Source organism: Streptomyces sp. B21-083 (assembly GCF_036898825.1).
Classification (GTDB): Bacteria; Actinomycetota; Actinomycetes; order Streptomycetales; family Streptomycetaceae; genus Streptomyces.
Genome location: NZ_JARUND010000001.1, coordinates 4,347,846 through 4,368,475, shown reverse-complemented (window position 1 = coordinate 4,368,475; position 20,630 = coordinate 4,347,846). Strand labels below are relative to the sequence as shown.

The 20,630-nt window shown below is 70.8% G+C and carries 19 protein-coding genes; 11 read left to right on the top strand and 8 right to left on the bottom strand.

Annotated features, from left to right (window positions below; genetic code table 11):
* Positions 1 to 61: 61 nt before the first annotated feature.
* The 5 genes from QA861_RS19485 to QA861_RS19465 all read left to right on the top strand — a co-directional run bounded on the left by QA861_RS19485 (position 62) and on the right by QA861_RS19465 (position 6,231).
* Positions 62 to 1,939 carry an acetyl/propionyl/methylcrotonyl-CoA carboxylase subunit alpha gene (locus QA861_RS19485; RefSeq protein WP_334589608.1) on the top strand — a complete coding sequence of 626 codons (1,878 nt, stop codon included), beginning with the start codon at positions 62 to 64 and terminating at the stop codon, positions 1,937 to 1,939.
* An 81-nt stretch (positions 1,940 to 2,020) separates the two neighbouring features.
* Entirely contained in the window at positions 2,021 to 3,181 is a 1,161-nt protein-coding gene (locus QA861_RS19480) for an acyl-CoA dehydrogenase family protein (protein WP_334589607.1), read from the top strand.
* Between the two features lie 40 nt (positions 3,182 to 3,221).
* The gene (locus QA861_RS19475; protein WP_334589606.1) at positions 3,222 to 4,799 is read left to right on the top strand and encodes a 4-coumarate--CoA ligase family protein; all 1,578 of its coding nucleotides are present in this window, start codon (positions 3,222 to 3,224) and stop codon (positions 4,797 to 4,799) included.
* Positions 4,796 to 5,533, top strand: coding sequence for an enoyl-CoA hydratase family protein (locus QA861_RS19470; protein WP_334589605.1), 738 nt, complete (start codon positions 4,796 to 4,798; stop codon positions 5,531 to 5,533). Before QA861_RS19475 ends, QA861_RS19470 begins: the two co-directional genes overlap by 4 nt.
* Positions 5,534 to 5,547: 14 nt before the next feature.
* Positions 5,548 to 6,231, top strand: coding sequence for a TetR/AcrR family transcriptional regulator (locus tag QA861_RS19465; RefSeq protein WP_334590623.1), 684 nt, complete (start codon positions 5,548 to 5,550; stop codon positions 6,229 to 6,231).
* 51 nt (positions 6,232 to 6,282) lie between these two features.
* Here QA861_RS19465 and pdxH read toward each other — a convergent pair whose 3' ends face one another.
* A complete protein-coding gene (pdxH, locus tag QA861_RS19460; protein WP_443041508.1) occupies positions 6,283 to 6,990 on the bottom strand; it encodes a pyridoxamine 5'-phosphate oxidase in 708 nt (235 codons plus the stop codon).
* Positions 6,991 to 7,243: 253 nt separating this feature from the next.
* Here pdxH and QA861_RS19455 point away from each other — a divergent pair, with 253 nt between their 5' ends.
* On the top strand, positions 7,244 to 8,344 hold the full coding sequence (locus tag QA861_RS19455) for a citrate synthase 2 (RefSeq protein WP_334589603.1): 1,101 nt from the start codon (positions 7,244 to 7,246) through the stop codon (positions 8,342 to 8,344).
* A gap of 68 nt (positions 8,345 to 8,412) precedes the next feature.
* Entirely contained in the window at positions 8,413 to 9,030 is a 618-nt protein-coding gene (locus QA861_RS19450) for a lipoprotein (RefSeq protein ID WP_334589602.1), read from the top strand.
* 282 nt (positions 9,031 to 9,312) lie between these two features.
* Here QA861_RS19450 and QA861_RS19445 read toward each other — a convergent pair whose 3' ends face one another.
* Positions 9,313 to 9,462 (bottom strand): hypothetical protein, encoded by a 150-nt coding sequence (locus QA861_RS19445; protein ID WP_334589601.1) that lies wholly within the window; start codon positions 9,460 to 9,462, stop codon positions 9,313 to 9,315.
* A complete protein-coding gene (locus QA861_RS19440) occupies positions 9,459 to 9,911 on the bottom strand; it encodes a GNAT family N-acetyltransferase (protein ID WP_334589600.1) in 453 nt (150 codons plus the stop codon). The genes QA861_RS19445 and QA861_RS19440 overlap by 4 nt, the downstream gene beginning before the upstream one ends.
* 81 nt (positions 9,912 to 9,992) lie before the next feature.
* Here QA861_RS19440 and QA861_RS19435 point away from each other — a divergent pair, with 81 nt between their 5' ends.
* Both QA861_RS19435 and QA861_RS19430 read left to right on the top strand, forming a co-directional pair.
* Positions 9,993 to 10,457, top strand: a complete 465-nt coding sequence (locus QA861_RS19435) for a GNAT family N-acetyltransferase (RefSeq protein ID WP_334589599.1) — start codon at positions 9,993 to 9,995, stop codon at positions 10,455 to 10,457.
* 217 nt (positions 10,458 to 10,674) lie between these two features.
* The gene (locus tag QA861_RS19430) at positions 10,675 to 12,117 is read left to right on the top strand and encodes a PAS domain-containing protein (protein ID WP_334589598.1); all 1,443 of its coding nucleotides are present in this window, start codon (positions 10,675 to 10,677) and stop codon (positions 12,115 to 12,117) included.
* A 21-nt stretch (positions 12,118 to 12,138) separates the two neighbouring features.
* Here QA861_RS19430 and QA861_RS19425 read toward each other — a convergent pair whose 3' ends face one another.
* Positions 12,139 to 12,930: an SIS domain-containing protein gene (locus tag QA861_RS19425; RefSeq protein WP_334589597.1), complete on the bottom strand. Its 792-nt coding sequence runs from the start codon at positions 12,928 to 12,930 to the stop codon at positions 12,139 to 12,141.
* Between the two features lie 265 nt (positions 12,931 to 13,195).
* On the opposite strand from QA861_RS19425, the gene QA861_RS19420 reads away from it, so the two are divergent.
* Positions 13,196 to 13,888 carry an iron-dependent transcriptional repressor DtxR gene (locus tag QA861_RS19420; protein WP_334589596.1) on the top strand — a complete coding sequence of 231 codons (693 nt, stop codon included), beginning with the start codon at positions 13,196 to 13,198 and terminating at the stop codon, positions 13,886 to 13,888.
* 629 nt (positions 13,889 to 14,517) lie between these two features.
* The gene (locus tag QA861_RS19415) at positions 14,518 to 15,399 is read left to right on the top strand and encodes an alpha/beta fold hydrolase (protein WP_334589595.1); all 882 of its coding nucleotides are present in this window, start codon (positions 14,518 to 14,520) and stop codon (positions 15,397 to 15,399) included.
* A 383-nt stretch (positions 15,400 to 15,782) separates the two neighbouring features.
* Here the strand turns inward: QA861_RS19415 and QA861_RS19410 are convergent, their stop codons facing one another.
* The 4 genes from QA861_RS19410 to QA861_RS19395 all read right to left on the bottom strand — a co-directional run bounded on the left by QA861_RS19410 (position 15,783) and on the right by QA861_RS19395 (position 20,401).
* Positions 15,783 to 16,595, bottom strand: coding sequence for a tetratricopeptide repeat protein (locus tag QA861_RS19410; RefSeq protein WP_334589594.1), 813 nt, complete (start codon positions 16,593 to 16,595; stop codon positions 15,783 to 15,785).
* A gap of 135 nt (positions 16,596 to 16,730) precedes the next feature.
* Entirely contained in the window at positions 16,731 to 18,329 is a 1,599-nt protein-coding gene (locus tag QA861_RS19405) for a transporter (RefSeq protein ID WP_334589593.1), read from the bottom strand.
* Positions 18,326 to 19,102 (bottom strand): ABC transporter ATP-binding protein, encoded by a 777-nt coding sequence (locus QA861_RS19400; RefSeq protein ID WP_334589592.1) that lies wholly within the window; start codon positions 19,100 to 19,102, stop codon positions 18,326 to 18,328. The genes QA861_RS19405 and QA861_RS19400 overlap by 4 nt, the downstream gene beginning before the upstream one ends.
* Positions 19,103 to 19,747: 645 nt before the next feature.
* Positions 19,748 to 20,401: a bifunctional DNA primase/polymerase gene (locus QA861_RS19395; RefSeq protein ID WP_319095419.1), complete on the bottom strand. Its 654-nt coding sequence runs from the start codon at positions 20,399 to 20,401 to the stop codon at positions 19,748 to 19,750.
* Positions 20,402 to 20,630 lie beyond the last annotated feature (229 nt).

The window sequence follows — 20,630 nt, the reverse complement described above, 5'->3', positions numbered from 1 at the left end:
GTCAACAGTGCCTGAGGAATCGAAAGTGCCTGGTGAATCAACACCGCCTGGGGAATCGACAGTGATCACCTCCGTACTCGTCGCCAATCGCGGGGAGATCGCCTGCCGGGTCTTCCGCACCTGCCGTGAGCTGGGGATCCGGACGGTCGCCGTGTACTCGGACGCGGACGAGAGCGCCCTCCACGCGCGCGTGGCCGACGCGGCGGTACGGCTGCCGGGGGCCGCCTCCGCGGACACGTATCTGCGCGGCGATCTGATCGTGCGGGCCGCGCTCGCGGCGGGCGCCGACGCCGTGCACCCCGGATACGGCTTCCTCTCGGAGAACGCAGGCTTCGCGCGTGCCGTGATCGACGCGGGGCTCGTGTGGGTCGGCCCGCCTCCGGCGGCGATCGAGGCCATGGCGTCCAAGACGCGCGCCAAGCAGCTGATGGGGCGGGGGCCGCTGACCGGCGTCACCGAGGCCGACCTGCCGGTGCTGGTCAAGGCGGCGGCGGGCGGCGGTGGTCGCGGGATGCGCGTCGTACGCGAACTCGGCGCGCTCGATGGTGAGTTGGAGGCGGCCCGAACGGAGGCCCAGAGCGCGTTCGGTGACGGCGAGGTCTTCGTCGAGCCGTACGTGGAGGGCGGCCGGCACATCGAGGTCCAGATCCTGGCCGACACCCACGGCACGGTCTGGGCGCTCGGCACCCGCGACTGCTCCCTCCAGCGCCGCCACCAGAAGGTGATCGAGGAGTCCCCGGCCCCCGGAATCCCGGCCAAGCTGATCGCGGAGCTTCACGAACTGGCCGTACGGGCGGCTCGCGCCGTCGACTACACGGGGGCCGGCACCGTCGAGTTCCTCGTGGGCGAGGACGGCAAGGCGCACTTCCTGGAGATGAACACCCGCCTCCAGGTCGAACACCCGGTCACCGAGGCGGTGTTCGGCATCGACCTCGTGGCCCTCCAGATACGTGTCGCGGAGGGCGGTGCTCTCCAGACTCTCGAGGCTCTCGAAAACGGCCCTCCACGCGCGCGTGGCCACGCGATAGAGGCCCGCCTGTACGCCGAGAACCCGGCGGACGCCTGGACCCCGCAGACCGGCACCCTGCACCGCCTCGCCGTCCCGGAGGCGGAGAACATCCGCCTGGACACCGGCTACGCCGACGGTGACCCGATCCCCGTCCACTACGACCCGATGCTCGCCAAGGTCGTCGTACACGCCCCCACGCGTGCGGAGGCGATCCGCAAACTGGCGGGCGCCCTGGAACGGGCGACGGTCCACGGCCCGATCACCAACCGCGACCTCCTCGTCCGCTCCCTGCGCCACCCCGAGTTCACGACGGCCCGGATGAACACGGGCTTCTACGACCGCCACCTCACCTCACTCACCGAGCCCGTCCCCGACCCCCACGCCCCCCTGGCCGCCGCCCTCGCCGACGCCCACGGCCGCTCCCGCTTCGGCGGCTGGCGCAACCTGCCCGCCCGACCCCAGGTCAAGCGGTACGCCACGGCGGACGGCGAGGAGCACGAGGTGACCTACCGCCACACCCGCGAGGGCCTGACGGCAGAGGTGGAGGGGGAGCGGGTCCGGGTCGTACACGCCGACGCGCGTCTCGTCGTACTCGAAGTGGGCGGCGTACGAAGGAAGTTCGAGGTGACGACGTATCCCGACCGGATCCACGTCAACACCACGACCCTCACTCCGCTGCCCCGCTTCCCCGACCCGACGGCCCAACACGCCCCGGGCTCCCTGCTGGCGCCCATGCCCGGCACGGTGGTCAGGGCGGCGGAGGGCCTGACGGTCGGAGCCTCCGTACAGGCGGGAGAACCCCTGCTGTGGCTGGAGGCGATGAAGATGGAACACCGGATCACGGCCCCGACAACAGGCACGCTCACGGCACTTCACGTCACCGCCGGCCAACAGGTAGAGGTCGGCACGCTGCTCGCGGTGGTCCTTTAGGGGCGCGGGGAACTGCGCGACAAGCCACGACGCGCCCGCACCCACCACACAACGAAAACCCCCTCCCCCTAAGGACCTCTCATGACCTCAGTGATCGAATCCGAAGAACACAAAGCCCTACGCACCGCGGTAGCCACCCTCGGCAAACGCTACGGCCGCGAGTACATGGCGACAGTCACCCGAGAAAACCGGCACCCCACCGAACTCTGGTCAGACGCCGCCAAACTCGGCTACCTGGGCGCCAACCTGCCGGAGGCATACGGCGGTGGAGGCGGCGGCATAGCCGAACTCTCCATAGTCCTGGAGGAGTTGGGCGCCGCAGGCAGCCCCCTCCTCATGCTGATCGTCTCCCCGGCCATCTGCGGCACCGTCATCGCCCGCTTCGGCACGGACCAGCAGAAACAGGAGTGGCTTCCCGGTATAGCCGACGGCACCCGCACCATGGCCTTCGGCATCACCGAACCCGACGCCGGCTCCAACAGCCACCGCATCACCACGACGGCCCGCAAAGACGGCCCCGACTGGCTCCTCACCGGCCGCAAGGTCTTCATCTCCGGCGTGGACATCGCGGACGCGGTCCTCATCGTCGGCCGTACGGAGGACTCCCGTACGGGCCGCCTCAAGCCCTGTCTGTTCATCGTCCCGCGCGACGCCGAAGGCTTCTCACGGCGCCGGATCGACATGGACATCGAGTCCCCGGAGAAGCAGTTCGAGCTCACCCTCGACGATGTACGGCTGCCCGCCGACGCGCTCGTCGGAGACGAGGACGCCGGGCTGCTCCAGCTCTTCGCCGGGCTCAACCCGGAGCGCGTCATGACGGCCGCGTTCGCCCTCGGCATCGGGCGGTACGCGCTCGACACGGCCGTCCGGTACGCCCGTGAGCGCACCGTCTGGGACGCGCCCATCGGCGCCCACCAGGCCGTCGCGCACCCCCTCGCCCAGGCGCACATCGACCTCGAACTGGCCCGCCTGATGATGCAGAAGGCCGCCGCCCTCTACGACGCCGGTGACGACGTCGGTGCGGGCGAGGCGGCCAACATGGCCAAGTACGCGGCCGGGGAGGCCTGTGTGAAGGCCGTCGACCAGGCAGTGCACACCCTCGGCGGCAACGGCCTCACACGGGAGTTCGGCCTCGCCTCGTTGATAACGGTCGCCCGTGTCGCTCGTATCGCTCCGGTGAGCCGGGAGATGATTCTCAACTACGTCTCCCACCAGACACTGGGCCTGCCCAAGTCGTACTGAACGGCAGCCTGACCGGCACGGTTTTGCGCGAGGAGGAACCATGTTCCGCAGCGACTACGCAGACGTCGACCCCGTCGAACTCCCCATCCACGAAGCGGTGCTGGGCAGGGCCGCCGAGTTCGGTGACGCGCCCGCCCTCGTGGACGGCGTCGACGGCACCACCCTCACGTACGCCCAACTCGACGCCTTCCACCGGCGAATAGCCGCCGGGCTCGCCGAGGCGGGCCTGCGCAAGGGCGATGTCCTCGCGCTGCACAGCCCGAACACGATCGCCTTCCCGACCGCCTTCTACGCCGCCACGCGCGCGGGTGCCACCGTCACGACCGTGCATCCGCTCGCCACCGCCGAGGAGTTCGCCAAGCAGCTGCGCGACTCGGCCGCCGCCTGGATCGTCACCGTCTCACCGCTGCTGGAGACGGCCCGCGCGGCGGCGGAACTGGCGGGCGGTGTACGGGAGATCCTCGTCTGCGACAGCGCGCCCGGGCACCGCTCGCTCATCGACATGCTCGCCTCGACGGCGCCCGAACCGAGCATCGACATCGACCCCGCCGAGGACGTCGCCGCCCTCCCGTACTCCTCCGGGACGACCGGCATCCCCAAGGGCGTCATGCTCACGCACCGCTCCATCGCCACCAACCTCGCCCAACTCGCGCCCACCCTGCGCATCGGGCCCGCCGATCGCATCCTGGCGGTGCTTCCGTTCTTCCACATCTACGGTCTGACCGCGCTCATGAACATGTCCCTGGGACACGGCGCCACCGTGGTCGTCCTGCCGCGCTTCGACCTCGACACGTTCCTCGCCGCCATCGAGAAGCACCGCATCACCGGCCTGTTCGTGGCCCCGCCGATCGTCCTGGCCCTCGCCAAGCACCCGGCCGTCGAGAGCTACGACCTGTCGTCCCTGGAGTACATCCTCAGCTCGGCCGCGCCCCTTGACGCGACACTCGCCGCCGCCTGTTCCGCGCGGCTCGGCCTGCCGCCGGTCGGTCAGGCGTACGGCATGACGGAACTGTCGCCGGGCACGCACGTCGTCCCCCTGGACGACATGAGCACCGCCCCTCCCGGGACGGTCGGCAGGCTCCTCCCGAGCACCGAGATGCGCATCCTGTCCCTCGACGACCCGGGCCAGGAGGCCGTCGTCGGCGAGGCCGGCGAGATCGTCATCCGGGGCCCCCAGGTGATGAAGGGCTACCTGGGGAACCCCGAGGCCACGACCGCGATGATCGACGCCGACGGCTGGCTGCACACCGGGGACGTCGGCCATGTCGACGCGAACGGCTGGCTGTTCGTCGTCGACCGGGTCAAGGAACTCATCAAGTACAAGGGCTTCCAGGTGGCCCCCGCAGAACTCGAGGCCCTGCTCCTCACGCATCCCGGGATCGCCGACGCGGCCGTCATCGGCGTCTACAACGAGGACAACAACGAGGTCCCGCACGCGTACGTGGTCCGCCAGCCGTCCGCCACCGACCTCTCCGAAGGAGAGGTCATGATGTACGTCGCCGAGCGCGTCGCCCCGTACAAGCGCGTCCGGAACGTCACCTTCATCGACGGCATACCGAGGGCCGTCTCGGGCAAGATCCTGCGCCGCCGACTGAGGGAACCGAGGGAGACGCCGTGACACCGACAGTGACCGCCACACGCGCGCGGGGCATCGCCACGCTCACCCTGGACGCGCCCGCCACCCGCAACGCCCTGTCCGCGTCCCTCGTACGGGACCTGAGGGACGCGCTGACCGACTGCGGCAAGGACCCGGCCGTACGCGCGGTCGTCCTCACCCACACCGGGAACACGTTCTGCGCGGGCGCCGACCTGAAGCAGCCGCCCGACCCGGCGGCCTTCGTCGGCCTGCTCAGGCAACTGCTGGAGCTGCCGAAACCGGTGGTCGCGCGGGTGACCGGGCATGTACGGGCAGGCGGCCTCGGGCTGCTGGGCGCGTGCGACCTCGCGATCGGCGGCCCGGAGACCTCCTTCGCGTTCACCGAGGTACGGATCGGGGTGGCGCCCGCCGTCATCTCCATGCCGCTGCTGCCCCGCCTCGACCCGCGTGCCGCCGCCCGCCACTACCTCACCGGCGCCCGTTTCGACGCCGTGGAGGCCGCCCGTACCGGCCTGCTCACGGAGGCGGCCGAGGACGTCGACGCGGCCCTTGAGTCGATCCTCGACGGGCTGCGAAGGGCGGCTCCGGGCGCCCTGGCGGAGACGAAACGGCTGCTCACGGCTAAGGTGCTGAAGATCTTCGACCGGGACACCCCCGAGCTGACCGCCCTGTCGGCACGCCTGTTCGGCTCCGCCGAGGCCCGCGAGGGGATGACGGCCTTCCTCGAACGACGGGACCCGGCATGGACGCTGTGAACGCGGCGAACACCGTGAACGCTGTGAATGCGGCGAACACTGTGAACGTGGTCGACGCGGCTGGCGGTGTGACCGAGAACGCGCCCCAGGCGCAGCGTGAACAGCGCTCACAGCGTTCACCGCGCGCGCCCAAGCAGGACCGCAGCCGGGCCACCCGCCAGCGTCTGCTGGAAGCCGCCGTGGCCTGTCTCGCCGAGCACGGCTGGGCGGGCTCCACGGTCTCCGTCGTCGCCGAACGCGCCGGCGTCTCCCGAGGCGCGGCCCAGCACCACTTCCCGACCCGCGAGGACCTGTTCACGGCCGCCGTCGAGTACGTCGCCGAGGAACGCTCCACCGCCCTGCGCACCCTCTTCCCCGAGGGCGCCGCCGACCGCCGCGCGGTGGTCGCCGCCCTGGTCGACCTCTACACCGGCCCCCTCTTCCGCGCGGCCCTCCATCTCTGGGTGGCCGCCTCGAACGAGGAGCAACTGCGGCCGCGCGTAACCGAGTTGGAGGCGCGTGTGGGCCGCGAGACACATCGCATCGCGGTCGAGCTGCTGGGCGCCGACGAGTCCCGTCCGGGCGTACGGGAGACGGTCCAGGGCCTGCTGGACATGTCCCGGGGCCTGGGCCTGGCCAACCTGCTCACGGACGACGGGGGGCGCAGGGACCGGGTGGTGGCGCAGTGGGCGACCCTGCTGGACGGGTCCCTGAACTGACGGCGGCCGTACCCCTGTTGGGCAATTGCTGTGCAGGTCGGTCAGGGTGGGTCAGGGACTGAGCCGCTCCACGCGCCAGCTTCCGTCCGCCTCCGCCACGTACCGCAGTCGGTCGTGCAGCCGGTTCTCGCGCCCCTGCCAGAACTCCACCGTCTCCGGGGCCACCCGGAACCCGCCCCAGTTCGGCGGCACCGGCACCTGCTCGCCCTCGGGGTAGCGGGCACCCAACTCGGCGTACGAGGCGTCGAGTTCGTCCCGGGAGAGGATCACCGAGGACTGCGCGCTGGCCCACGCGCCGAGCTGTGAGCCGTGCGGCCGGGTTCGGAAATAGGCGGCCGTCTCGTCACGCCCGGTGCGGCGTGCGACTCCCGTGACGACGACCTGGCGGCCCAGCGGGAGCCAGGGGAACAGGAGCGAGACGTACGGATTGGCGGCGAGGTCGCGCCCCTTGCGGGAGCCGTAGTTGGTGAAGAAGACGAAGCCCTGCTCGTCGTACTGCTTGAGCAGCACGGTACGAGAGGAGGGCCGCCCGTCGGCATCGGCCGTGGAGACGACCATGGCGTTGGGTTCGACGAGCCCGGCGTCGGCGGCGGCCTGCCGGAACCAGCGCGCGAACTGCTCCATGGGACCGTCGGCCAGCTCACCCTCGGAGAGGCCGTCGGCGCGGTACTGCTTGCGCATGACAGCGGGATCGGCGGGATCGAGGGGATCAAGGGGGTCGAGTGGACCATCGAAGGGGGCGGCGTCGCGAGCGGTCACACGGTCATCTTGCCGTATCGGCGACATCACTGTGTGGCACTGAGTGCCGCAAGGGCTCCCCAAAGGTGGCACTCAGGGATATCGTGCTGTTGCCGTCCGGTTGAACGACCGATCGAACGGGGCATCACCCAGGTGACCGTTTCGGACCGCGAGCAGTGCGCAAATGGCCGTGGAACCGCACCGGACACAGATTTTCGCGCAGCCCGGCCTCACGGCCGTACCCCCTGTCGCACACATCAAGAGGAGCCGCCTGATGTCCGACTTCGTACCCGGACTTGAGGGAGTAGTCGCGTTCGAGACGGAGATCGCCGAACCGGACAAGGAGGGCGGCGCACTCCGGTACCGGGGCGTCGACATCGAGGACCTGGTCGGCCATGTCTCCTTCGGCAACGTCTGGGGCCTGCTCGTCGACGGCGCCTTCAACCCCGGTCTGCCGCCCGCCGAGCCGTTCCCGATCCCGGTCCACTCCGGTGACATCCGGGTGGACGTCCAGTCGGCACTGGCGATGCTCGCCCCCGTCTGGGGCCTGCGCCCCCTTCTCGACATCGACGAGCGGACGGCCCGCGACGACCTGGCCCGCGCCGCCGTCATGGCCCTGTCGTACGTCGCCCAGTCGGCGCGCGGCCAGGGCAACGCCATGGTCCCGCAGCGCGAGATCGACAAGGCGCAGTCCGTCGTCGAACGCTTCATGATCCGCTGGCGCGGCGAACCGGACCCGAAGCACGTCGCCGCGGTGGACGCCTACTGGACCAGCGCGGCCGAGCACGGCATGAACGCGTCCACCTTCACGGCACGGGTGATCGCGTCGACGGGCGCGGACGTGGCGGCGGCGCTGTCGGGTGCGGTCGGGGCGATGAGCGGCCCGCTGCACGGAGGCGCGCCCTCGCGAGTCCTCGGCATGATCGAGGAGATCGAACGCACGGGCGACGCGGACGCGTATGTGAAGCAGGCCCTGGACAAGGGCGAACGCCTGATGGGCTTCGGCCACCGCGTCTACCGGGCCGAGGACCCCCGCGCGCGCGTGCTGCGCCGTACGGCCCGTGAGCTGGGCGCTCCCCGCTTCGAGGTCGCCGAGGCTCTGGAGAAGGCCGCGCTGGCGGAGCTGCACGCCCGCCGCCCTGACCGGGTCCTGGCGACGAACGTCGAGTTCTGGGCGGCGATCGTCCTGGACTTCGCCGAGGTTCCGGCCCACATGTTCACGTCCATGTTCACGTGCGCCCGCACGGCCGGCTGGTCGGCCCACATCCTGGAACAGAAGCGCACCGGCAGGCTTGTACGCCCGTCGGCCCGCTACACCGGCCCGGGCACCCGCGACCCGCAGGAGATCGAGGGGTACGAGGGCATCGCCCGCTGAAGCCCCGGGTGAGGGACTGTCGCCCGCTCCGATAACGTGTCCCGTTCGAACGAGGGGAGACACAGCAGATGCTGGTCGGGGCGGGGAACAGACGGCGCGGACTGGTCCAGGTGACGCTGCTGGTGGCGGCACTGGCGGGCTGTTCGCAGGCGGCGGACGACGGTACGGGAGCGCGGGCGTCCGCGAGCGCCAAGGCGACGGCGGCCGGGACCGGTGTCAGGAGCGGCGGCAGCATCGGCGCCGCCGGCTCGGCCTGCGCACTCCCCGTCACCTTCGACCTCGCCGAGGACTGGACGGCGGAAGCCGTCGAGGAGCCGCCGCGTCAGGGCCCGGTCGCCCTCGTGTGCGAGGTGGACGCCAAGCCCGCCGGGCACATCGGCTTCCTGCGCGTCTGGACCGGCGCCCCGGGTGCTGACGACGCGCGCACAGTGCTGAAGGGGTTCATGGCCGCCGAGACCGGTGCGACCAAGGCGCGGTACAGCGAGTTCACGGCGGGCGCCCTCACCGGTGTCGAGGTGGAGTACCTCTACAAGACCCAGTACGACGACGCCCCGAAGCCGGAGCGCGCCCTCGCGGTCACGACACCGCGCGGACCGGTCGTCGTACACCTGGGAGGACTGGACACCGGGGAACACGAGGCGATGCTCCCGGCCTACGAACTGGCCAAGCGAAGCCTGAAGGCATAGCCGCAGGAACTTGCCGGAGCTTGCTGGAACGCAGGCGACCCGCGAACTCGGTCCCTCTGGAGGAGGGGCCGGCCGGACGTGCCGGCGAGCTCGCGGGTCGGGTGACTGCGTTGATTTCGGCCGGCTGCGTGTCAGTGACCCACGCTGGTCCGGCACCGCAATGAACGTGGTGGCAGGCCGCTAGCCCGCAGCCACCTCACGCGTCCGGGTTTGACTCATTTACCCGATCACCTCCCATCATGTGTAAGCCACACCCTAGGAAGCGATCGACCGCGCATCAACCTATTTTCTCAGGCGGATCGTCGTCACCCCGAACACCGGGTCCACACCCAGAGCCGACGACGCCCGGTACTCGCGGGCCAGCTCCTCCTCCACGATGCGGATCGCGGCCTCGCGCTCGATCACGCGGGGCGGGCCGTCACCGCTCGTCACGGCCGCGCGCGCACCATGAACACATCCACGGCGTCCTCGGTCTCCACCACGAACCCGTGCCGCTCGTACAGCCCTCGCGCCGGGCTGCCCTGGAGCACGTTCAGCCGGGCGAGGGTGCCCTCGGCGTCGCAGCGTTCGAGCAGGTCGCGCAGCACGCCCGAGCCGATTCCACGGCCCTGGAGACGCGGGTCGAGATAGAAGTGCTCCAGCCAGTGGACGTGACCTCGGGCGTCCTCGGCCGGGCGCAGCGCCACGCAGCCCGCGAACTCGCCGGCCACCTCGATCACCCAGGTGTGGGCCGGGTCGAACGCGTCCCGGAAGCGCTGCCGGACGCGCTGTTCGTCGTACCGCCCGAGCCGTTCCAGATCCGCCCGCATCACCACGGCACGCAGCTCGGCCACCGGCTCGATGTCCGATGTCGTCGCCGGTCGTATGTCCCAGTCCGCCATGATCGGCACGGTACTACTCCGTTGACGGCCACCCGCGGGGTGCGATTTTCTGTCACCGTGTCTGATCTTCGTATCGTGCCCGTGAGTGATGTCGGCCTTGACTCCGGCGTCGACGTCGATGAGGTGGCCCTTGAGGACTGGCGGTACGTGCACAACCTAATCGTTGCGCCCGCCGCCATGTCGCTGGACGACGTACGCGAACGCAGTGCGCGCAACCGGCTGGAGGTCGCGTATCTCGGCGACACCCTGGTGGGGTGTGCCACCGTCCGGCCGCCCGCCGGTGACGGGAACGCGGCCGTGGCCACCGTCATCGCGCGCGTGCTGCCCGGTTTTCGCCGGCGCGGGTTCGGGGCCGAGATGTATCTGCGGGGGCTCGGACAGGCGCGGGACCTCGGCGCCGAGGTGATCGAGACCGTCGTCCTGGCCGCCAACGAGGACGGACTCGCCTTCGCGTACAAGCAGGGGTTCGTCGAGGTCGAGCGGTACGTGCTGGACGGGGAGAGCGATCTCTGGGTCGACCTGCGACTGGCGCACACCACGCCCTGAGGGCGCCCTGAGGCCGGACATTCCGTACGGTCGGTTTGGTCCGGTGGAGGGAGGGGCAGGAGCGGCTTGTTCCCGGAGTACGGCGAATTTCCGCCGTGCAACGATTTCCTGCGAACTTGGGGGAACTCGATGTGTGCTGCGTCACGTTCGAGTTGAATGATGGTGAGTGAGCGAACCGTCGCGCAGTACGTGCGGACGCGGCCTGCAGGGGGTCCAGGTGAGTGCTTCCCGGCGTAGTGGGACCACCGACGAGCTGGGGCCGGACGAGCCCGAGAGGGACGGCCCGGAAGGTTCGGACGGCGGTGGCTTCGACCTGCTCGCCGCGCTTCTCGACGGCATGGACGCCGCCCTGTGCGCCTTCGACGCCGACGGCGTCGTGACCCACTGGAACCGGGAGGCCGAGCGGATTCTCGGCTGGACCGCCGCCGAGGCCGTCGGGCGGCACGGTTTCGCCGGATGGGCGGTCCGCAAGGCCGACGCCGAGGAGGTCGAGGGGCGGCTGCTGTCCGCGATGCACGCCCCGGGACGCCAGGTGCACGAGTTCGCGCTGCTGACCAAGGACGGCGGCCGGGTGCTCGTACGGACCCAGTCCGCCGCCGTGCGCGGGCCCGACGGCAAGCCCGCGGGGCTGTACTGCGCCTTCAGCGAGGTGCACGCGCAGATAGACCTTGAGCGGTCGATCGCCCTGAGTGAGGCGTTGTTCGAGGACGCCAGCTGGGGCGTCGTCCTCGTCGACGCCGATCTACGGCCGGCCGTCGTCAACGCGCACGCCGCCCGCTCACTCGGCACCGGCCGTACCGCCGTGCTCGGGCGCCCCCTCGGGGAGCTGCTCTCGCAGGGTGTCGAGGAGCTGGAGAGCGCGCTGACGCACGTCCTCGCCGAGGGCGCGCCGCCCGCGCCGGCCGAGATGTGGGTGAGCGTGCGTACGCCCGAGGGCGAGAAGCGGCGCTGCTGGCGGAGCGGATTTCTGCGGCTGGCCTCGCCGCTCACCGAAGAACCGGTTCCTCTCGGTGTGGGGTGGCTGTTCCAGGACGTCACCGAGGCCAAGCAGATCGAACAGGAGGCGGCTCAGCTGCGGTTCCGTAGCCACCAGCTGCACCGCGCGGCGCGGGCCGCCGCCGAGTACGAGGACCCCGCCGAGGCCGCGACCACCCACCTGGACTTCGCCCTCGCCGGCTTCGCCGACCACGCGCTCATCGACCGGATCGCCGTCATCGGCGGCATGGCGGCCGACGGTACGGCGGACGACGGGGACGGTCCGGTACGACTGGTCCGCGCCGCCGCCACGCCCTCCGGGGCGCCGGGGCCCAGCGTCCTCGCCGGCCAGGCCGGACTGCCGGTGCGCTACGGCGACGGGCACCCCGCCGTGCAGTGCGTCGAGCGGTCCGGGTCGGTGCGCGCGAGCGCCGGGTCGTACGCCGTGGAACAGGCCCGTGCGTGGGCCGTCCAGCGCCGGTGGCCGCCGGACTCGGTCCACGCGCTGTGCGCGGTGCTGCGCAGCCGGGGGCGCACCCTGGGCGTCGTGACGTTTCTGCGGGGCGCCGGGCGGAGCCAGTTCGAACGTACGGACGCGATGTACGCGGAGGACGTGGCCGCCCGGATCGCGGCGGCCCTGGACCTGGCCGGGCTCAGGGAACGGGACCTCAAGCAGGAGGGGTAGAGAGCAGGAGGGGCATAGCTCTCAGCGCTCGTAGAAGATCCGGTCGCCGTACTGCTTGAGGATGCGCGCGTTCCAGTCGTGGCCACCGTCCACGTTGCCGGAGCGCAGCAGCGGGGGCTCGATGCCCCGTTCCGCCAGGATGCCCGCCGCCGTGGCCATGACCGACTGGAGCAGGGCCGACGTGACGACTGTCGAGGCGGGCGCGAAGGGCGCCGGGACGGTGTCGAGGGTGAGTACGGCGTCCCCGGGGGCGATCTTCGAGTCCAGTACGACGTCGCAGTGGTCCTTGAGGAACGTGCCCGAGGCGTTCCGGGGCGTCGTCTCCGTCGCGTACGCCACCGACGTCACGCCGATGACCTTGACGCCGAGGGCACGCGCGCGGAGCGCCATTTCCACCGGGAGGGCGTTGCGGCCGGAGAGGGAGATGATCACGAGGACGTCGCCCGCGCGCAGCGGTGACGTGTCCAGGACCGCCGTGGCCAGGCCCTCGACGCGTTCCAGTGCGGAGCCCAGCGTGGCCGGCACGACGTCGACGCCGACGACACCGGGGACGGCCAGCAGGTTCATCAGGGCGAGGCCGCCCGCGCGGTAGACGATGTCCTGCGCGGCGAGCGAGGAGTGCCCGGCGCCGAAGGCGAACAGGCGCCCCTCGGCCGCCACGGTGTCGGCGATGAGCGTGCCGGCGGCCGTCACGGCGTCCGTCTCCTCGTCGCGGACCCGTCGCAGAAGCCCGATCGCGGCGTCGAGGAACTGTCCGGCCAGTTGTCCGGTCGGTTGTCCGCTCGGGTTTCCGATCGGCTTGCTGTCGCTCATTCCGGGGCCCCTCGGAGGTTCGTGGCGTCTGCGTCGCCGATCACGGTGAGGTCTGGACCACTGGCGTGTCAACAGCGCCACCGGCCGTTCCCGCGCCCGTCGCCGTACCCTCGGTGAAACGTGCTGTCTACCCGACCGCGGGGATCCGTAACCGTGTGGTTCGCCGCGGCGGCACGGTTGTCAGTGGTATGCGTCAGAATTGAAGCCAGGGCCAGCGCACCGCCGGAGCCGTCGAGCCTCCGGCACATCTCATCAAGGGGCACGTATGTCCGGACTGATCGATACGACGGAGATGTATCTCCGCACCATCCTTGAGCTGGAGGAGGAAGGTGTGGTCCCCATGCGCGCCCGGATCGCCGAGCGGCTGGACCAGAGCGGCCCGACGGTCAGCCAGACCGTGGCCCGGATGGAGCGCGACGGTCTGGTGGCGGTCGCCACCGACCGGCACCTGGAGCTCACGGAGGAGGGCCGTCGCCTCGCCACCCGCGTCATGCGCAAGCACCGCCTCGCGGAGTGCCTGCTCGTCGACGTGATCGGCCTGGAATGGGAGCAGGTCCACGCGGAGGCGTGTCGCTGGGAGCACGTGATGAGCGAGGCCGTGGAGCGCCGGGTCCTCGAACTCCTGCGCCACCCCACCGAGTCGCCCTACGGCAACCCGATCCCGGGCCTGGAGGAGCTGGGCGAGAAGGACGGCGCGGACCCCTTCCTCGACGAGGGCATGGTCTCGCTGGCCGACCTCGACCCGGGTGTGGACGGCAAGACGGTCGTCGTACGGCGTATCGGCGAGCCCATCCAGACGGACGCGCAGCTGATGTACACGCTGCGTCGCGCGGGTGTGCAGCCCGGTTCGGTGGTGAGCGTGACGGAGGCGGCCGGCGGGGTGCTGGTCGGCAGCGGCGGTGAGGCGGCCGAGCTGGAGGCGGGCGTGGCCTCGCACGTGTTCGTGGCGAAGCGCTGACCCGGGCGCCCCTGCCGCGGTTCCCCTGACGCGGCTCCGGTCGCCGCACCGTCAACTCCTGTCACCGGCGAGGAACTTGTCATGTCCTGGGTTCCGTGCCGTTCCGGCGCGCCATTCCAAGATTCAGTGTGCGGAACGGCAGCGCTGGGCCGTTTCGCATGCCACGCTGTCGCGAGAGGCATATGACGTGAGGGCTCTTGGCCGGGAGCGGCAGCGGTGTCGCCCGGCGGGGGAGGGGGAGCGTGAGGATGTGCCGCGGACGTGAACAGGGCCCCGGCGCCAAGTGGCGCCGGGGCCTGTCCTCCCCTGTGCTGACCCGGAGCCCCGAGCTCCCAGGGTCATCCCCTTCGGACCGTCATCCCCGAGCGGTCCGCCTCCCGCAGAAGATCTCCCCTCGGCCACGCGGATCATTCCTTGGGCGGGGTCACTCGAACGAGGGGTGTTGCGGCCGGGAACCGCATTTTCGAATAGCCATTCGATAATCTGTGGGTGACAGTGGGCGACGGACGCACGCTGTACGAACCAGTGATCCATAGATCTGTCGGTCCACCGGTCCACCGGTTCGTCGATTTCATCGATCCGGTGATCGGCAGAGGAGACATCGATAGCTAGGGGGGTGCCAGAGACCTATGGCGCGGCGTATCGACGTGACCGGAGCGGGCGGCGTGCGACTTGCCGCCTGGGAGTTCGCCGACCCTCCCAAAACCGGTGAGGAACAGGCCAGGGTCACAGAACCCGACCAGGCCCCCGGCGTGCTGTTACTGCACGGGCTCATGGGCCGCGCCTCGCACTGGGCGTCCGCCGCCCGCTGGCTGGGCGAGCGGCACCGGGCCGTCGCGCTCGACCAGCGGGGCCACGGCCAGAGCGACCGTCCGCCCGGCGACCTCTACACCCGTGAGGCCTACGTCGAGGACGCCGAGGCGGCGATCGAGCAGCTCGGCCTCGGCCCCGTCGTCCTCATCGGCCACGCCATGGGCGCCCTGACCGCCTGGCAGCTCGCCGCGAAACGCCCCGATCTGGTGCAGGGCCTGATCATCTGCGACATGCGGGCGTCGGCGCTGGGCGCGGCCTCCCAGCGGGAGTGGGAGGACTGGTTCAAGGCCTGGCCCGTCCCCTTCGCCACCCTCGCCGACGTACGCAAGTGGTTCGGTGAGGACGACCCCTGGGTCGAGCGGCCCAGCCCCTCGCGCGGTGAGTTCTACGCCGAGGTGATGCAGGAGTCCGCCGACGGCTGGCGCCCCGTCTTCCAGCCGGAGCAGATGCTCAAGTCCCGTGAGACGTGGGTGTTCGACGCGCACTGGGAGGAGCTGACGCAGGTTCAGTGCCCCGCCCTCGTCGTGCGCGGTCTGGACGGCGAACTCGGCCGGGCGGAGGCGCAGGAGATGGTCCGTGTCCTGCCGAGGGGCGAGTACGCGGAGGTGGCCGACGCCGGCCACCTCGTGCACTACGACCAGCCATCGGCTTGGCGGGCGGCCATCGAACCGTTCCTGGACGGTGTTCTGGCCCGCTAGCGCGTCGTCGGGTTGTGTGTGGGGGCAGGTGGTTTTCTGCCCGTGGGCCGGCGGGGGCTGGTCGCGCCCACGCGGCGGCAGCCGCGAATTCAGCACAGCCCCGCACCGTCCCTGCCGGGGCGCGCGAGACCGTCCCCGGGGCTCAGGTCTTGCCGGTTCCTCCTGTCGCTGTCAGGAAGGCCACCGCGCGGGTCGCGACGAGGGTCACCGCGAGGAGGCACCAGCGGCGGCCCTCAAAGCCTCGTACTGGGGGCCCGACGGGTCCAGACGGACCTTGTGCAGCGCGAGAACCTCGCCGTCGGGCGCCACCAGCGCCCACCGCCAGCGGTCGGGGCCGGCGAAGTTCTCGACGAGAAGGGTCAGTTCGAGGCGCGGGACCCTGGTCAGGTCCCGAACTGTCTGTGCAGGTCCTTGATCATGGCGAGCGTCTGCTCGACGCCGGGGCGTGCGGGGTGGCCGGCCGGGAACTCCCGCAGTCCGCGTGCGTACATGTCCTCCGCCTCGCCGAGGTGTTCCGGATGGCCGCTCTGGACGAGCCCGAGGAGCACCCCGCCGAGGTTGACGAGGCGTACCGGGTGCATCGGATGGTCGTCCGGGGTGTCGCGCAGTGCGGCGCGGGCGTGTGCGGCCGCCTCGTTCAGGATGTCGTTGTCGCGGCTGCTACGCCCTTTGCGGAGCAGGGAGTTGGCGAGGTTGGACACCTGGCTGACGCGCTCCTCACCCTGCCCGCTGCTGCTCAACGGCATGAGGTCCAGGCAGCCGCGGTACAGGTTGATGGCCTCGTCGATGGACTCCTCGTCCTGGGTGCTGTCGTAGACCTCCTGGAGGGCGGTGGCCAGGGAGGACATGTGCCGGGGGAGTTCCGTGTCGCCGGGCGGGGACTTGTCGACGGCCCGGCGCCCGTAGTCGACGGCCTTGATCAGATCGGGGGCCGCCCTCTCGCGTTCCCAGCTCAGCCGGTGCAGCACGCACAGCGAGGAGAGGGCGGCGGCGTGCCGGACGTCGTTGACCGGGTAGACCTGAACGGCCAGCTCGGCGGCCTGGAGCGCGCCGCGCAGCAGCTTCGGGTCGCCGGTGCGGCCGTAGGCCAGTCGCAGGTCGTCGGAGACACCGAGGGGTTCGAGGTGCTCGGACTCGGCCGCGGCGCCGACCGGGTCATGGCTCCTGGACTTGGATCTGCCGAACCATCTGGCCATGCGGGCGCTCCCCCCTGAAAGCTTCCTTCGCCTCTTCCCTCCCCGCGATTCGGAGCGCAAACCCCGTATGCCGTAGGCAAGTTCGGCGAGGTCGCGAGGGTGTGGGGGCGTGCGTGCCGCGCGGCCGGGGCGGGTTCAGCCCTTGCTGACGGCCGCCAGGATCTCCGGCAGCCGCCGTGCCGTGCGCGGCGCGGAGAGGCGCAGTCCGAGCAGGATGAGCAGGGCGCCGTATCCGACACCGACCGGCAGCAGCAGCCATGTCCACCGGTCGCCGCCGGAGTCGACGTTCAGCCAGATGGTGAGGGCGATGACGGGGGCGCACAGCAGGGCGGCGCCGACCATGCCGCCGAAGATGGCGGCCATGGCGAGCCCGGCCTGCCCGGGGACGACGTTCTTGTAGCTCTCCTGCGGGATGGAGTAGGGGTACTGGGCCGACGACCAGGCCCCGGCCGCCAGCATCGCCCCCAGCAGCGCGAGGGACAGCCCGAGCGCCTCCGGCAGCGTGGTCCAGTCGTCGAGCAGCGCGGTGGTGAGAACGACCACGAGGGTGGCGTACGGCAGGCTGATCAGCAGCAACGCCAGTGCCCGGCCGCGCAGTTCGACGTATGCGTCCCGGGTGGACGAGATCGTCATCGCGACCATCCAGAAGGCGGAGGTGTCCTGGCCGAACTGGTTGTACATCTGGACGCCGAGCATCCCGGCCGCGAAGCAGGCGAAGTAGACGGAGCCGGTGCCCTGTATCGCGTTGAACACCGGCACGATGAGTCCGATCGCCAGCGAGGTCACCCACGCGGCCTTGGTCTTGGGGTCCCGCCACGCATAGCGCAGGCTCCGTTCCATGACGGTCCCGGTACGCCCGTCCGGCAGCCACCGCGCCGGCCCGCCGGACGTCCGCTCCCGCTTGCCCGAGGGCTCGGCGGCCTGCAGGGTGGACCCGTCGGGCGAGGTCATCAGCCGGGTGAGGGTCCGCGACCAGGCCCGCAGCAGCAGCACCAACGTGCCTGCGCTGATCGCGAGTTGGGCGACGGCGATGCCGTACGAGCCCTCGCTCGCCGAGTCCACCGCCCCGAGCGCGGAAGCAGGCGGCACCCAGGCCAACACTCTTGCGGCCGGGTCGAGTTGCCCGAGTCCCGCCGAACCGAGCTGCTGCATACCGAAGTTGACGAGCTGCGCCCCGATCGCGACGACCAGTCCGCTGAGTACGGCGAGATCGCGCCCCTTGCGGCTGCTGAGCAACCGGACGTTGGCGGCGGCGACGGCCCGCGCGAGCGCCACACACACCAGCAGCGCGAGGGGAACGGCGACGAGCGACACCACGAACGCCGCCCCGCCGTGTGCCAGGGCGAGCACCGACCCGACGAGCAGGGACAGCGTGAACAGCGGCCCTATCCCGACGAGCGAGGCCACGAGCAGCGCCCGCACCAGCGGCCGGGGGCGCAACGGCAGCATCACCAGCCGGGTCGGGTCGAGGGTCTCGTCGCCGCTGGGAAAGAACAGCGGCATGAAGGCCCAGCCCAGCGCCATGACCGCGAGGAGGATGACGGTGACGGACGCGGCGTGCGCGTTGCCGCGCAGCGCGATCAGCCCGACGAACTGGAGTGCGGCGAGCAGCAGCACGACGACGAGGGAGGTGACGTACGCGGCCCGCCGCCCCGCGGACTGCCGCAGCCCGTTGCGCAGCAACGACAGCTTCAGCCGTACGACGACCGCTGTGACCGACCCTTCCCCCGTCATCGGGCGCCGCCGCCCAGCCAGTCGAGGTGGGACCCGTGGTCGCGCTCGCCCGCGCCGACGAGTTCGAGGAACGCGTGCTGCAGCGAGGGCGCGTCACCCCGCACCTCGGCCAGCGGGCCGTGCGCCCGGATACGTCCCGCCGCCATCACCGCGACCCAGTCGCACAGCGACTCGACCAGCTCCATGACATGGGACGAGAAGACGACGGTGGCGCCGGAGCCCGTGTACCGCTCCAGCACACCCCGGATGATCTGCGCCGACACCGGGTCCACACCCTCGAACGGTTCGTCGAGGAACAGGATTTCGGGATTGTGGAGGAGAGCGGCGGCGAGGCCGATCTTCTTGCGCATGCCGGTCGAGTAGTCGACGACGAGCTTGTGCTGCGCGCCGGCCAGGTCGAGGACGTCGAGAAGCTGGGCCGCCCGCTTGTCGACCTCGACGCCGGGCAGTCCGCGCAACCGCCCCGAGTAGGCGAGGAGCTCACGCCCGGACAGCCGCTCGAAGAGCCGAAGCCCTTCGGGCAGCACCCCGATGCGCGCCTTGACCTCGACGGGGTCGCGCCACACGTCGTGCCCCACGACCTCCACGGTGCCCTGGTCGGGCCGCAGCAGCCCGGTCACCATCGAGAGCGTGGTCGTCTTCCCGGCCCCGTTCGGCCCGACGAGCCCGACGAACTTCCCGGCGGGCAACTCCAGATCGATCCCGGCAACAGCGACCTGCTGCCCAAACCGCTTCCAAAGCCCCTGCACACGCACGGCAGCACCATCAACCATGCGAGGAGCCTACGGTGCAGCCCCCCGACGGCAACGGGAGCCTTATGGGGCGCGAGGCGGTGTCTGATCAGCAGGCGCCAACCACAACCCCCCAGAAGCGCCGATCGCGCCCGACCAACCAACGGCCACCCCAGCCTTTCAGGGCCGCAGGGCGCTCCCGACCGACTGGCGGCCACCGCAGGCTTTCAGGGCCGCAGGGTGCGCCCGACCGGTTGGCGGCCACCGCAGGCTTTCAGGGCCGCAGGGTGCGCCCGACCGACTGGCCGCCACCGCAGGCTTTCAGAAGCGCGGGTCGCGCCCGACCAGCTAACGGTCACCGCAGTTTGTGGGGGCGAGGGGTGCGTCCGGCCGACTGGCGGCCACCGCAGGCTTTCAGAAGCGCGGGTCGCGCCCGACCAGCTAACGGTCACCGCAGTTTGTGGGGGCGAGGGGTGCGTCGGGCCGACTGGCGGCCACCGCAGGCTTTTAGGGGCGCAGGGTCGCGCCCGACCGACTGGCGGCCACCGCAGGTTTTTAGGGGCGGGGGGTGCGCCCGACCGACTGGCGGGCACCGCAGGTTTTTAGGGGCGCGGGGAACTGCGCGACCAGCCACAACCGGCCCGCAGCCGCCCGACAACCGAAACCAGGCACCCCGAACAGCGAAAGCTAACGATCCCGCCCGCACGCATAGGCAAGCGGCGAGATCAACTCCTCCGCATCCGGCAACCACCGATTCGCAGGCGTAGGCCGGCAGGCCCACTGCACAGCCCCCCGAGACGCATACCGGGTAGGCGGCGCAGCCACATACGCCCCCTCACCCAGCGCGACCAGATCCAGCGAGGCAGGCGACCACCCCAACTTGCGCACCAGATCCGGCACCTTCACCGACGCCCCCGGCAAAACGAAGAACCGCATCCGCCGATCCGGCGTCAACATCACCGGCCCGAGCGTCAGTTCCATCCGCTCCATACGCGCCAGCGCGAGGAACCCGGCAGTCTCGGGCACGTCAATCGCATCGAACGTATGGCCGGTCGGCAGCAGGATCGACGCCGTCGGCTGGTCGGTCCACAGCCGGCGCGCGACGGTCGCACTGCCCGTGGCCTGCGTGATCCAGTCGGGACGCGACGGGTGTGCGCCGGGCAGGGCGCACGCTGTGTCGCCGCAGGAGCATCGCTGCACCCCGTCGACAGCTTCCAGCCACGTACCGGGGAACACGTCCCAGTGGCGCTCTTCGGCGTAACGGACGGCGGTTTCCAAGAGGGATTCGCCGCGTTGCTTGGGGATTTGGGCAGCATCAGGGCCCGCGATGGTCTCTTCCACGATGAGGACAACTCTAGTGGGATTCATGAGTTACGCATGTCACATGCGCGGGGGAGGAGCATCGATTCCGCAGCCGGGGCGCATGGATGCATGGGCGGGGGCGCGCAGGAGGATCCGGGACGGGGCTGGGTAGGCAGGGGAGGGGCTGGGCATCCGCCTTTACCCCGGCAATCCTCACATGCTTCGCATTGTCGGCATGTCTGCGGGGCATTGATCTTCGAGGCCGGAT